10 protein-coding genes and 1 pseudogene are annotated in these 12,317 nt (G+C 70.4%); 2 read left to right on the top strand and 9 right to left on the bottom strand.

Annotated elements, in window-relative coordinates; all coding sequences use genetic code 11:
* Positions 1-257 precede the first annotated feature (257 nt).
* The 3 genes from KN815_RS17565 to KN815_RS17555 form a co-directional block, all read right to left on the bottom strand.
* Entirely contained in the window at positions 258-2,012 is a 1,755-nt protein-coding gene (locus KN815_RS17565) for a glycine/sarcosine N-methyltransferase (RefSeq protein WP_253209050.1), read from the bottom strand.
* Between the two features lie 131 nt (positions 2,013-2,143).
* Positions 2,144-3,295 (bottom strand): tRNA 2-thiouridine(34) synthase MnmA, encoded by a 1,152-nt coding sequence (mnmA, locus tag KN815_RS17560; RefSeq protein WP_216342871.1) that lies wholly within the window; start codon positions 3,293-3,295, stop codon positions 2,144-2,146.
* Positions 3,296-3,313: 18 nt separating this feature from the next.
* Complete coding sequence (locus tag KN815_RS17555) at positions 3,314-4,234, bottom strand: TIGR03619 family F420-dependent LLM class oxidoreductase (protein WP_216342870.1); 921 nt, start codon at positions 4,232-4,234, stop codon at positions 3,314-3,316.
* Positions 4,235-4,487: 253 nt separating this feature from the next.
* Here KN815_RS17555 and KN815_RS17550 point away from each other — a divergent pair, with 253 nt between their 5' ends.
* Positions 4,488-5,162 (top strand): N-acetylmuramoyl-L-alanine amidase, encoded by a 675-nt coding sequence (locus tag KN815_RS17550; protein ID WP_216342869.1) that lies wholly within the window; start codon positions 4,488-4,490, stop codon positions 5,160-5,162.
* Positions 5,163-5,172: 10 nt separating this feature from the next.
* On the opposite strand, the gene KN815_RS17545 is transcribed toward KN815_RS17550, so the two are convergent.
* On the bottom strand, positions 5,173-6,612 hold the full coding sequence (locus KN815_RS17545; RefSeq protein ID WP_216342868.1) for a PQQ-binding-like beta-propeller repeat protein: 1,440 nt from the start codon (positions 6,610-6,612) through the stop codon (positions 5,173-5,175).
* A gap of 235 nt (positions 6,613-6,847) precedes the next feature.
* The gene (locus KN815_RS17540) at positions 6,848-8,017 is read right to left on the bottom strand and encodes a cysteine desulfurase family protein (protein WP_216342867.1); all 1,170 of its coding nucleotides are present in this window, start codon (positions 8,015-8,017) and stop codon (positions 6,848-6,850) included.
* Positions 8,018-8,161: 144 nt separating this feature from the next.
* Here KN815_RS17540 and KN815_RS17535 point away from each other — a divergent pair, with 144 nt between their 5' ends.
* Positions 8,162-9,022 carry an alpha/beta fold hydrolase gene (locus tag KN815_RS17535; RefSeq protein WP_216342866.1) on the top strand — a complete coding sequence of 287 codons (861 nt, stop codon included), beginning with the start codon at positions 8,162-8,164 and terminating at the stop codon, positions 9,020-9,022.
* A gap of 137 nt (positions 9,023-9,159) precedes the next feature.
* On the opposite strand, the gene KN815_RS17530 is transcribed toward KN815_RS17535, so the two are convergent.
* From KN815_RS17530 to KN815_RS17515, 4 genes and pseudogenes are all read right to left on the bottom strand, one after another.
* Positions 9,160-10,038, bottom strand: coding sequence for an SRPBCC family protein (locus tag KN815_RS17530; protein ID WP_216342865.1), 879 nt, complete (start codon positions 10,036-10,038; stop codon positions 9,160-9,162).
* A 92-nt stretch (positions 10,039-10,130) separates the two neighbouring features.
* A pseudogene (locus KN815_RS17525) lies at positions 10,131-10,445 on the bottom strand (ArsR/SmtB family transcription factor); the annotation flags it as partial.
* Between the two features lie 75 nt (positions 10,446-10,520).
* Complete coding sequence (locus tag KN815_RS17520) at positions 10,521-11,180, bottom strand: trimeric intracellular cation channel family protein (protein WP_216342863.1); 660 nt, start codon at positions 11,178-11,180, stop codon at positions 10,521-10,523.
* A 52-nt stretch (positions 11,181-11,232) separates the two neighbouring features.
* On the bottom strand, positions 11,233-12,309 hold the full coding sequence (locus KN815_RS17515) for an ABC transporter ATP-binding protein (RefSeq protein ID WP_216342862.1): 1,077 nt from the start codon (positions 12,307-12,309) through the stop codon (positions 11,233-11,235).
* Between the last annotated feature and the right edge of the window lie 8 nt (positions 12,310-12,317).

Below are 12,317 nucleotides of genomic sequence, written 5' to 3'. Positions count from 1 at the left end.
GTAGACCGCGAACGCCGGGTGAGCGCCTGGGGGTGGCCGCCAGGTCAGCACCCGGGAATGGCCACCAGGCCAGCACCCGGAAGTGGCCACCAGGCCAACACCCAGGAGCGGCCACCAGGCCAACACCCGGGAACCGCCACCAGGCCAACACCCGGAAGTGGCCACCAGGCCAACACCCAGGAGCGGCCACCGAGCCAGCACCCAGGGGCTGCCGCTGTGGCGGGACAGGCCCCGCCACAGCGGCCACCCGGCGGGGATCAGCGGGTGAAGTGGAAGATGCCCCAGGTCACATGGCGGTTTGTGCCGCCGTCGACCCAGTTGCTGAGGCCCTTCTTCATATGGGTGAGGTAGTCGGCGCTGACGTGTTCCGTCAGGCCGTCGGCCTCCTGGCGGCGGGTTTCTTCCAGCACCCGGGCGTAGTGGGTGATCAGTTGCTCGCGGTGCTCCTGGAAGCCGCCGCCGACCTCGGTGAAGCCGAGCCGCGCCAGTTCATGGCGGTAGAACCCGGGCGACCCCATGGTCTCCAGATGGATGCGGTCCAGGATGGGGCGGAGGGTTTCGGCGGGGCAGCCGTCGGCGGCCATGGGGTCGGTGAAGATGAGGTGACCGCCGGGGCGCAGGACCCGGGCCGCCTCCTCCAGGGGGCGGGCGCGGTTGCCGCTGTGCAGGAAGGCGTCCTGGGACCAGACGACGTCGACGCTGTTGTCCGGCAGCGGGATCCGCTCGAAGGAGCCGTCCAGCACCTCGATGGCCTCGGTCAGCCCCCGCTCGGCGTTGAGGGCGCGATGGCGTTCGTTCTCCACCTCGCTGAGGTTGAGCGCGACGACGCGGCAGCCGTAGGTCTCCGCCAGATAGCGTGCGGAGCCGCCGAAGCCCGCCCCGAGGTCGAGGACGACGGATGACTCGGTGAGGTCGAGCTTCCCGGCCATCCGGGCCACGGTGCGCCTGCTGGCCTCGGCGATCGGCTCGTCGGGCCGGTCGTAGATGCCGATGTGGATGTCCTCGCCACCCCAGACATGCCAGTAGAAGGCGTCGGCGTCCGAGGAGTTGTAGTAGTCGCGGGCGGTGCCGACGGCTCCCGCGTACTCCCCGTCGCCGGTGGCCGGAGTGGCCGGTCCGGCCGGCTCGTCCGCCGCGATGTATTCCTTCTCCGCGACGTGGATGAAGAAGTCGGGGCGCTCCGTCCGGTAGGTGTGCTGGAAGTCGCCGTACGTCTCGATCCGCTGGAAGCCGACCTCCTGCATCAGCCGGCGCGTGTAGTCCTTGCGCAGCGGAAACATGTTGAGGTGGTAGACGGATTCGTCGGGGAAGCTGTAGCGCATGCGCACCAGCCCCTCGTCCACGTACTCCGGTTCGACGGCGACGTCTTCTCCGCAGTAGTAGTACACGTGCTTGCTGCTGTAGCCGCGATCGAGGATCGCGTCGTAGTTGCGCTGGTCCAGGACCAGGATTCCGTCGTGCTTGAGCATGGCGTAGAACTCGGCGAGCGCCTTGCGCCGGTCGCGCTCGGAGAACAGATGTGTGAAGGAGTTCCCGAGGCAGACGATGGCGTCGTACTCGCCGTGGGCGTCGCGGTTGAGCCAGCGCCAGTCGGCCTGGACGACGCGGAGAATGTGGTCACCGTGCTTGAGCCCGTTGGCGAACGCCTGGGCGAGCATCTCGCCGCTGCCGTCGGCGCTCACGGTCTCGAATCCGGCCTCGAGCAGCCGGACGGAATGGAAGCCGGTCCCCGTGGCCACGTCGAGGACCTTCTTGACGCCGCGCTCGCGCAGCAGATCGATGAAGAACGTACCCTCGCTCTCCGACCTTCGGTCCCAGTCGATCAGCGAGTCCCACTTTTCTACGAAGCTGGGTACGTACTCCTCTGTGTAGTGATCAGTGTCCCTGACATCAACTGGATTGTTGCCAAATTTCTGTACAGGTTGCGCAGAAATAACGGAACCTCCGGTGCTGAGACAGCGGACCACGGCACCCGTGTCCGCGTGGCGCATTCCCAGATTCAGGTGACGCATGCCACCGGAATGGCCGGACGCACGTTAATTTCAGAGAAACTGATCGCGCCAAACGGAGATAATCCACCCCATCCTGACTTTCGGCTTCTTTCTCGCCAAAAGCGGATATCCGTCGGGGTCCGGCGGCCCGGCTACGAGGCGACGACCTGCGCGCGCTCGGTCGTGGCGATGGTGGCGGAGCCGACCACCCGGGTGCCGTCGTAGAGCACGATCGCCTGCCCCGGGGCCACGCCCCGCACCGGCTCGGCGAAGGTCACCCGCAGACCGGTTACCCCGATCGGCTCGGCCGTCACCTCGGTCTCGCCGCCATGGGCGCGCAGTTGGGCGGTGTAGCCGCCGGGGCCCACCGGAGGGGCTCCGCACCAGCGCGGCTTGATGGCGGTCAGGGCGGCGACGTCCAGGGCCTCGACCGGGCCGACCGTGACCCTGTTGTCCACCGGGGAGATGTCCAGCACATAGCGCGGCTTGCCGTCGGGCGCCGGATGGCCGATGCGCAGCCCCCGGCGCTGGCCGATGGTGAAGCCGTACGCGCCCTCGTGGGTGCCCAGCTTGTGCCCGTCCTCGTCGACGATGTCGCCCTCGGCGGTGCCGAGATGACCGGCGAGGAAGCCCTGGGTGTCGCCGTCGGCGATGAAGCAGATGTCATGGCTGTCGGGCTTCTTGGCGACGGCCAGGCCCCGCCGCTCGGCCTCCGCGCGGATCTCGTCCTTGGTCGTCAGGGTGTCGCCGAGGGGGAACATCGCATGGGCGAGCTGGCGCTCGTCGAGCACCCCGAGCACATAGGACTGGTCCTTGGCCATATCGCTGGCGCGGTGCAGCTCACGCGCGCCGTCCGGGTGCTCCACGATCGTGGCGTAGTGGCCGGTGCAGACGGCGTCGAAGCCGAGGGCGAGCGCCTTGTCCAGCAGCGCGGCGAACTTGATCTTCTCGTTGCAGCGCAGACACGGATTGGGGGTACGGCCCGCCTCGTACTCGGCGATGAAGTCCTCGACCACGTCCTCACGGAAGCGCTCGGCGAGGTCCCACACATAGAACGGGATGCCGATCACATCGGCGGCGCGCCGGGCGTCCCGCGAGTCCTCGATGGTGCAACAGCCACGGGCGCCGGTGCGGAACGACTGCGGGTTGGCGGAGAGCGCGAGATGGACGCCGGTCACATCGTGGCCCGCCTCGGCCGCCCGCGCGGCGGCGACCGCGGAGTCCACACCGCCGGACATGGCGGCGAGAACGCGCAGCCGGCGGCCGTCGCGGGGACCTGTGGGCGCACCGGGGAAGTCAGTCATAACCCGACCAGCATATAGCTACGCACGCAACTGGTTCCGGGCCCGCTCCAGCACCCGCCGGACGAGGTCCAGGGCCTGGTCGGTGTCCTTCCCGAGATAGATCAGATCGACGAAGGCGTGCTGGATGCCCGCCTCCCGCCCGGCCCGGACCAGGGTCGTCGCGATGTCGTCCACGGAGGCGCCGGAACTGGGGTTGACCCGCAGGATCGCGTCGAACGCGGCCGGGTCCCGGCCCTCCCGCCCGACCGCTTCCCGCACCCCGCCCAGCCCCTCGGCGAGGGTGGCGATCGGGTCGGGGGCGCCGGGCGCCGCGGGGACGACCACGACGGGCAGCCAGCCGTCGGCGCGCCGGGCCACCCGGCGCATGGCCGCGGGCGCGAAGGCGGCGAGGTAGACGGGCGGATGGGGGCGGGAGGCCGGTTTGACGTCGACATGGGAGGCGGGCACGGTCCAGTGGTTCCCGCGGTACTCGACCGGGTTCCTGGTCCACCAGGCGTCCAGGGCGTCGAGGCATTCGTCGAGGCGCCGCCCGCGCTCGGCCATGGGGATGTCGACCGCCTCGTACTCCTCGGGGGACCAGCCGGTGCCGAGGCCGACCAGCAGCCGGCCCGCGCTCAGCACATCGATGGTGGTCAGGGTGCGGGCGAGCACCGCGGGCGGGTACCAGGGGGCGTTGATGACATCGGTGCCGAGCTGGACCCGCTCGGTGGCCGCGGCGGCGGTGGCCAGCACGGTGAAGGGATCCAGCGCGGCGCGGAATTCCGGCGGGATCACATCGGTGCCCGCGTAGCCGACGATCGGGTCCACCGGGGCGAGGAGGCGGTCCCCGACCCACAGGCTGTCCGCGCCGAGCTCCTCGGCCCGGCGCGCGAATCGCGCGATGTCCTCGGGGTGATGGGCCAGCGGGCCGAACTGGGGAAGGGCGAATCCGATGCGCATACCGTCAGCTCCTCGTCGAGCGGATGGACACATTCCGGTGAATACATTCCGGTGGATACGTTCCGAGGTACGGAGCCCGGGCCGAGGTACGGAGCCCCGGGCAGAGCGATGGCGACCGACTCAGAGACAGTTCAACGCTCAGTCCAACGTTCATCTACTCGGCCGGCCAGAGGGCCGTCGCCCGGAACGAAGGCTTCTGGCCATGATCCCATCGGCCGGAACTGGATGCCCGCCCTCGCGCGTTGAGCGTTCCGTGAGCGAGACCACGACCGGCGGTGGACGCCGCGTCAGCAGGCGCACCCTCCTGATCGGAGGTTCGGCCGGGCTCGGCGCGGCCGGGGTCGCGGGCTATGCCGCGCGGGACGAGCTGTCCCGGATGTGGTGGCGGCTGCCCGGGATCGAAAAGCCGCGCAAGGCGGGCGCGGTCGACCAGCCGGGCGCGGAGTGGATCGCGGCCTCGGGGGCGAACTGGCGGTGGGCCGACCGGCCGGACGACTACACCATCGACCGGGTGGTGATCCATGTGGTCCAGGGCAGCTACGACGACGCGGTGCGGGTCTTCCGGGACCCCGGGCACCGCGCCGCGGCGCACTATGTGGTGCGCCGCGACGGGCATATCGCTCAGATGGTGCGCGAGCTGGATGTGGCCTTCCACGCGGGCAACCGCCCGTACAACGAGCGCAGCATCGGCATCGAGCACGAGGGGTTCGTGAGCAAGCCGAGCTCCTTCACGGACGCGATGTACCGCGCCTCGGCACGGCTGACCGCGTCGATCTGCGAGCGGTACGACATACCGCGGGACCGTGAGCACATCGTCGGCCATGTGGAGGTGCCGGGCACCGATCACACCGATCCGGGCCGCCACTGGGACTGGGACCGCTATATACGGGCGGTGCGAGCGGTGCGCGTGCCACGGACGGCGAAGTGACGGACCTGGCTCAGGCGCCGAAGACGACGGCCAGCGGACGGCCCGCGCCGTCGCCGCTGGCGGGCCTGCTCGCCCGGTTGTCGCCGATGTAGAGCCTCTTACCGGTGTAGATCATGGTGCAGTCCCCGTAGACGTCCATCCCGGACTCCGCGTCCTTCATGTCGTCCGGGTGGGTCTGGAGCGTCTCCATCCCGAAGGTCTTGGGGTCGACGCGCACAACCCCGCCGGCCTCGCTGTACATGGAGCCCAGATAGGCGATCAGGGCGCCGTCGTCATCGGTCTGGATGGGGATCAGCGACCGGCTCTCCGCCATCTTCGTCTTCCCGGTCTCCTTGCCGGTCTTCAGATCCAGGCCGGTGATCCGCTCCCCCGGGCCGCCATGGTCCACGTCCACCTCGGAGGAGAGGTAGAGGGTGCTGCTCGCCTTGTCGAGGGCGAGCTCGGTGCAGCCCTCCACGCTCGTGGCCGGGCAGTTGGGCTGGTATCCCTTGGCCAGGACGTCGATCGTGCTGAGCAGCTTGCCCTGCTTGCCGCTGTCGTCGATGGTCAGGATGTCGGTGGTGCCCGTCCCGGCGTCCGAGTCGCCGGTGTCGACGGCCACGACGAGCGGCGCGGTGGAGATCACATGCGCGTATTCGACCTTCTCGTCCAGCTTGTAGGAGGAGAGCACGTCGCGGGTCCTGGGATCCACCGTCTGGACCTCCAGCCGCTGTTCGCTGGAGTCCTCGCTGCTGTCGCAGCCGCGAATCGCGACGATCTTGTCATCGCCGCCCGCGTAGCCGTCGTCGTCGCAGTCCGCGAGGTAGGCGGGCTTCCACAGCGGCTTGCCGTCCAGCGACCAGGCGCCCCCGCCGCCGGTGCCGCCCGCGGCGACGGTGCCACCGCCGATGGTGACCTCGTCGAACTGCACCCCGGCGTTGCCCTCGCTGTCCGACCCCTCTTTCTGCCAGACCAGCTTGCCCTTCTTCAGGTCGACCAGCCCGACCCGGGTGCACAGCGCGTCCTCCCCCGCGCCGTCCCGGAACAGGACCGCGGTCAGCCCCTCCTTGGTCATATGCGGTGCGGCCCAGCAGAGCTGCCCGCCCAGCGGTATCTCCCACCGCGATTTGGCGCCGTCGAGCGAGTAGCCGACGATCTTGTTGACGTCGCCCTTCACAAAGGTCGTGTCCGTGACCCAGGTGCCCATGGTGTTGGTCTCCTTGCCGACCTTCGGCATGGCGACCTTGCCCAGCGTCTTCGCCTGAGCGCCCTGGGACGACCCTCCGTTCTTACCGCCGTCGTCATCGTCTCCGGACCCGCAGCCGGTCACCAGGGCGACGGCGAGGGCTCCGCCCACGATCAGCTTCAGGGCGGGCCTGGCACGCCGCCCCCGCGACGGCGGCCGCTGCGCCCCCCGCGACTGCGGGGGCTGGTGCGACGGGTGGTGCGGCGGCAGCGAAGGCTGCGACATCGATGAACTCCTGGATTTCCCCGTGAAGAAAACCTGTGCGCTTTCCGCGCATGCCAGGTCCGTTGACGGGGAAATCCTTTCCCACGGCTCTCCGCCATTTCAAGCGGAGATGACTGTTCCGTAGGTTATGTGAAATGGCCGCCAGGACAATTCGAATTCCATGGTTATGATGTGGCGGGTCCGGGCGGAGATATCGGCCGGGCCGGGCCCCGCCCCGTCAGGTGAGCCCTGCCCCTCAGCTCAGCCCCGCCCCGCGCGCCCGCTCCACCGCCGGACCGATCGCCTCCGCGACGGCCTCGACATCGGCCTTGGTCGAGGTGTGGCCGAGCGAGAAGCGCAGGGTGCCGCGGGCCAGTTCGGAGTCGCTGCCGGTGGCCAGGACCACATGGCTGGGCTGAGCGACACCAGCCGTGCAGGCCGAGCCCGTCGAGCATTCGATGCCCTGCGCGTCCAGCAGCAGAAGCAGCGAATCGCCCTCGCAGCCGGGAAAGGAGAAGTGGGCATTGGCGGGTAGCCGGCCCGCCGGATCGGGGTCGCCGCCGAGAACCGCGTCGGGCACGGCCGTACGCACGGCCGTGATCAGCGCGTCGCGCAGCGCGCCGATCTCGCGGGCGAACTCCTCGCGGTGCTCGGTGGCATACGCACCGGCGACGGCGAAGGCGGCGATGGCCGGGGTGTCGAGGGTCCCGGAGCGCACCTGGCGCTCCTGGCCGCCGCCGTGCAGTACGGGCACGGGCATGTGCTCACGGCCGAGCAGCAGCGCGCCGATGCCGTAGGGGCCGCCTATCTTGTGGCCGCTGACGGTCATCGCGGCCAGCCCCGAGGCGGCGAAGTCGACCTCGATCTGGCCATACGCCTGGACCGCGTCGGCATGCAGCGGAACGTCGAATTCGGCGGCGATGTCGGCGAGTTCGCGGACCGGCTGGATGGTGCCGATCTCGTTGTTGGCCCACATGACGGTGGCGAGGGCGATGTCCGAGGGATCGCGGGCGATCGCCTCGCGCAGCGCGTCGGGGTGGACCCGCCCGAGGGAGTCGACCGGCAGCCATTCGACCCGGGCGCCCTCGTGGTCCGCGAGCCAGTCGACCGCGTCGAGCACGGCGTGGTGCTCCACGGGGCTCGCGAGCACCCGGACGCGGGCCGGATCGGCGTCCCTGCGGGACCAGTAGAGCCCCTTGACCGCGAGGTTGTCGGCCTCGGTGCCTCCGGCGGTGAAGACGACCTCGCTCGGGCGGGCGCCCAGCGAGGCGGCCAGGGATTCACGCGACTCCTCGACGGTACGGCGGGCACGCCGGCCGGCGGCGTGCAGCGAGGAGGCGTTGCCCGTGACGGCGAGCTGGGCGGTCATCGCCTGCACCGCCTCCGGGAGCATCGGGGTGGTGGCGGCGTGGTCGAGGTAAACCATGGTGGCCTCGATTCTACGAGGCGTTGTGGGGTGCGTAGCGGCTGCGCGTGCGCACGGTCCGCCCGGCGCCTCTTCCGCACCCCCTCGCGAGGGTCGCGTCAGGGTCCTCGACAGCGACGGTAAGGACCGTCTACGGTTTTACTCATGACAGTCGCTGAGTGGAAGACCGAGTGGACGCTGGACCGCACCTACCGCAGTTCCTCCGGCGAGGTCCGCTGGGCCGCGCTCGGCGCACCGGACGCGCCGCCGGTGGTGCTGCTGCACGGCACGCCGTTCTCGTCGTACGTATGGCGGGGCGTCGCCCGTGCGCTGGCCGACCGGCACCGGGTCTTCGTCTGGGACATGCCGGGCTACGGGGCCTCCGAGAAGCGGGCGGACCAGGACGTCTCGCTCGCCGCCCAGGCCCGGGTCTTCGGCGAGCTGCTCGACGCGTGGGGGCTGACCGGGGCCGGGGCCGGGGCGGAACCGGCCGTCGTCGCCCATGATTTCGGCGGGTGTGTCGCGCTACGTGCGCATCTGCTGCACGGTGCGCGGTATCGCCGGTTGGCGCTGGTGGACGTGGTCGCGTTGGCGCCTTGGGGGTCGCCTGCGTACCGGCTGCTCGGCGCGAACGACAAGGTCTTCGAGCAGTTGCCGACGGCGCTGCATCGGGCGCTGGTGCGGGAGTACGTCGGCTCCGCGAGCGCGGTGGGGCTGCGGGACGACGTGCTGGAACGGCTGGTGGAGCCGTGGTGCGGGGAGGCGGGGCAGCCCGCGCTCTATCGGCAGATCGCGCAGAACGATCAGCGGTTCACGGATGAGGTCGAGGGCCGCTACGGGGAGATCCGCCTGCCCGTGCTGGTCTGCTGGGGCGCGGCGGACGCCTGGATTCCGGTGGAGCGGGGGCGGGAGCTTGCCTCTCGTATTCCGGGGGCGCGGTTTCGGCTGATCGAGGGTGCGGGGCATCTGGTGCAGGAGGATGCGCCTGCCGAGCTGGCCGTTGCGCTCAGCGGGTTCCTCGGCTGAGGTTTCGTTGACGGGTGCGGGCCGGTGGCCGGTTGTTCCCCACCCCGCCCCTTCCCGCAACTGGGGCTCCGCCCCAGACCCCGGTCCTCGAACGCCGGACGGGCTGGATGGGGTCCTCGAACGCCGGACGGGCTGGTTCAGCTACTCACCCGGAGAAGTTCCGCGGCCAGGAGGCCGATGTGGTGGCGCCATGCCTGCTGGGCTTCGGTGCGTTCCGCCTCCGCGTCCGCCGGGCCCGTCTGGGTCAGGATGAGGCGGGCGCCGTGGCCGGTACCCTGGGTCAGCTCCCAGCGGACCGTTCCGGCGGGGCGGCCGTCGCGCTCCCAGTCGTAGGCGAGCACCCGGGGCGGTTGCGCCTCGGTGATCGGGCCCGCCGGAACCGCGTCGGTACGGAAGCCGAGGGGGACCGGCGCCCCGGCGGCCGGTTCGGGGGTGTCGGCGGCCGGGCCGGTCAGCGCCCGCCAGGCCGTCTCGGCGGGGCGGACCAACTGGCGCTCGAAGCGCAGCCGCCAGCCGCCGTCCTCGGTGGTCTCCACCGCCCCCTCGGCCAGGCCGAACGCCTCGACGTACTTCTCGTGCAGCTCGGCCATGTCGCCGTGGGCGAACTCCTCGCCGCCGAGCAGGGCCGCGAGACCGGTGATGCAGGCGTGCCAGCCGGAGGCGAAGCTGGCCGCGCCGAAGCGGTCGCCGAAGGTGTGGGTGAGGGTCAGCACAGAGCCGTCGCCCTCGGGGCGCAGCTCCCAGCGGAGCTCGTCCCCGCCCCAGGTGAAGGCGAAGACATGGGGCGGGTCGAGCTCGGTGACGACGCCGTCCATGTCCGGGGCCTCGCGCCCGGGGAAGACGAAGCCCATCCGGCCCCCGACCTTCAGCTCGACCTGGACCTCGGAGGGGAACCAGTGGACGAGCTGGGCGGGGTCGGTCAGCGCTCGCCAGACCTTCTCCGGGGGATGGGCGAGCCGGCGCTCCAGGCGCAGGGCCGAGCGGCCGCCGCCGGTCTGGGCAAGGGTGTCTTTCATCGCGCTTCTCCGTCGGGTACGTCGGGGACGTCAGGTACGTCGGGCACGTCAGCTACGTCGGGCACGTCGGCTACGTCGGGTTCGCCGGTCGCGTCGAGGGACTCCGGCATCGTGTCCAGGTGTCGTTCGAGCGCGTCGAGACGGTCGGTCCACAGTCGACGGTACGGCGCGAGCCAGGCGTCCACCTCGGCGAGCGGCTCCGGGCAGAGCTCGTACCAGCGGCGCTGGGCGTCCCGGCGGACCCGCACCAGACCGGCCTCGCGCAGCACCCGGAGGTGCTTGGAGGTGCCCGGCTGGGTGAGCCCCAGGTGCTCGGTCAGCTCACCGACCAGGCGGGGCCGCTCCAGCAGGAGGTCCAGGATCTGCCGACGACTCGGCTCCGCGAGCACATCGAACGGTATGGCCATGACCTCAACATAACGGCCCGGCTATATAACCGCAAGAGCATGAACCTTTGACCACACCCAGTGCGGCCGAACCCCTCAGGTCTCCTCCGTCGCCGTACTGCGCCGGTTCCACGCCCGTGGCGCCCGCCAGCCGTACCGCATCGCCAGCAGCCGCACCACAAACGTCACGGCGGCCGCGAGCGCGCTCGTGGCCGCCGTAAGGGCGTGGAAGTGGAGCAGCAGTGCCACTATCGAGGAGCCGAGGATGGCCGGGACGGCGTACAGGTCCCGGTCCCAGCGCAGCAGTGAGGGCACCTCATGGGCGAGCAGGTCGCGGATCACACCGCCGCCGACCGCCGTGGCCATGCCGAGGGTGACCGACGCGGTGACGCCGAGCCCGAAGTCATGCGCCTTCATCGTGCCTTCGACGCAGAACAGCCCGAGGCCCGCCGCGTCGAAGACCCCCACCGCCGCCGTGATCCGCTCGACCTCGGGGTGGAGGAAGAAGACGATGCCGGTGGCCACGAGCGGGGTGAGGAAATAGCCGAGATCGGTGAAGGCGATGGGCGGCACCGCGCCGATCACCAGATCGCGGAAGATACCGCCGCCCAGCGCGGTGGCCTCGGCGAGCACCGCCATGCCGAAGACATCGAAGTTCTTCCGCACGGCGAGCAGCGCGCCGGACATCGCGAACACGAAGATCCCGGCGACTTCGAGCGCGTGCTGGACGGACGGGGTGAACAGTTCGATGAGCACCTGCCATTGTTATCCGCGGATGCCCCCGGCCCCGTCCGGACCCCGTCCCGTCTCAGCCTTCGGTCTTCTTCGTCACCTTCTGTGCCGCCTCGGCCCCGGGCTTCTCCCGCGGTGCCTGGTCAGCGGCGTTCTCGGGGTGGTGGCAGGCCACCTGATGGCCGGTGGCCAGCGTCACCAGCGGCGGCTCCTGGCTCTTGCACACCTCGGTCGCCTTCCAGCACCGGGTGTGGAAGCGGCAGCCGGACGGCGGGGAGATCGGCGAGGGCACATCGCCCTTGAGCAGGATCCGCTCCCGCTTGGCGCGCCGCTTGGGGTCCGGCACCGGCACCGCGGAGAGCAGGGCCTTGGTGTACGGGTGCATGGGACGCTCGTAGAGGTCCTTGCGGTCCGCCAGCTCGACGATCTTCCCGAGGTACATCACCGCGATCCGGTCCGAGACATGGCGGATGACCGACAGATCGTGCGCGATGATCACATACGTCAGGCCCAGCTCGTCCTGGAGGTCGTCCAGCAGGTTGACCACCTGCGCCTGGATCGACACATCCAGCGCCGAGACCGGTTCGTCGGCGACGACCAGCTTGGGCTTGAGGGCCAGCGCCCGGGCGATGCCGATGCGCTGCCGCTGACCGCCGGAGAACTCGTGCGGATAGCGGTTGTAGTGCTCGGGGTTGAGCCCGACCAGCGCCAGCAGCCGCTGGACCTCCGCCTTGACGCCGCCCTGTGGGGTGACGCCCTGGAGCCGGAAGGGCGCGCTGACGATCGCGCCGACGGTGTGCCGGGGGTTCAGCGACGAGTACGGATCCTGGAAGATCATCTGGACGTCACGGCGCATCGGCCGCATCTGGACGGTGTTCAGATGCGTGATGTCCGTGCCCTCGAACTCGATCTTGCCCGAGGTGGGTTCCAGCAGCCGGGTGACCAGCCGCCCCATGGTGGACTTGCCGCAGCCCGACTCGCCCACCACGCCCAGGGTCTCCCCCGGCCGGACGTCGAAGTCGAGCCCGTCGACCGCCTGCACCGCACCGGCCTGCCGCTGGAGCAGCCCCTTCTTGATGGGGAAGTGCTTGACCAGACCGGACACCTTGAGCAGGGGCTCGGGCGATGTCGTCGCCTTCTCCGGGACCGTCATCTTCGGAT

This window comes from Streptomyces niphimycinicus (genome assembly GCF_018883605.1).
In the GTDB taxonomy this organism is placed as follows: domain Bacteria; phylum Actinomycetota; class Actinomycetes; order Streptomycetales; family Streptomycetaceae; genus Streptomyces; species Streptomyces niphimycinicus.
Note: the sequence above shows the minus strand (reverse complement) of the source record. Positions and strands in the feature narration are given on the sequence as shown.

Bases quoted from the DNA above. Each gene is read 5' to 3' on its own strand.
- KN815_RS17565 (WP_253209050.1), bottom strand. From the start codon at position 2,012: ATGCGTCACCTGAATCTGGGAATGCGCCACGCGGACACGGGTGCCGTG.
- mnmA (WP_216342871.1), bottom strand. From the start codon at position 3,295: ATGACTGACTTCCCCGGTGCGCCCACAGGTCCCCGCGACGGCCGCCGG.
- KN815_RS17555 (WP_216342870.1), bottom strand. From the start codon at position 4,234: ATGCGCATCGGATTCGCCCTTCCCCAGTTCGGCCCGCTGGCCCATCAC.
- KN815_RS17545 (WP_216342868.1), bottom strand. From the start codon at position 6,612: ATGTCGCAGCCTTCGCTGCCGCCGCACCACCCGTCGCACCAGCCCCCG.
- KN815_RS17540 (WP_216342867.1), bottom strand. From the start codon at position 8,017: ATGGTTTACCTCGACCACGCCGCCACCACCCCGATGCTCCCGGAGGCG.
- KN815_RS17535 (WP_216342866.1), top strand. From the start codon at position 8,162: ATGACAGTCGCTGAGTGGAAGACCGAGTGGACGCTGGACCGCACCTAC.
- KN815_RS17530 (WP_216342865.1), bottom strand. From the start codon at position 10,038: ATGAAAGACACCCTTGCCCAGACCGGCGGCGGCCGCTCGGCCCTGCGC.
- KN815_RS17515 (WP_216342862.1), bottom strand. From the start codon at position 12,309: ATGACGGTCCCGGAGAAGGCGACGACATCGCCCGAGCCCCTGCTCAAG.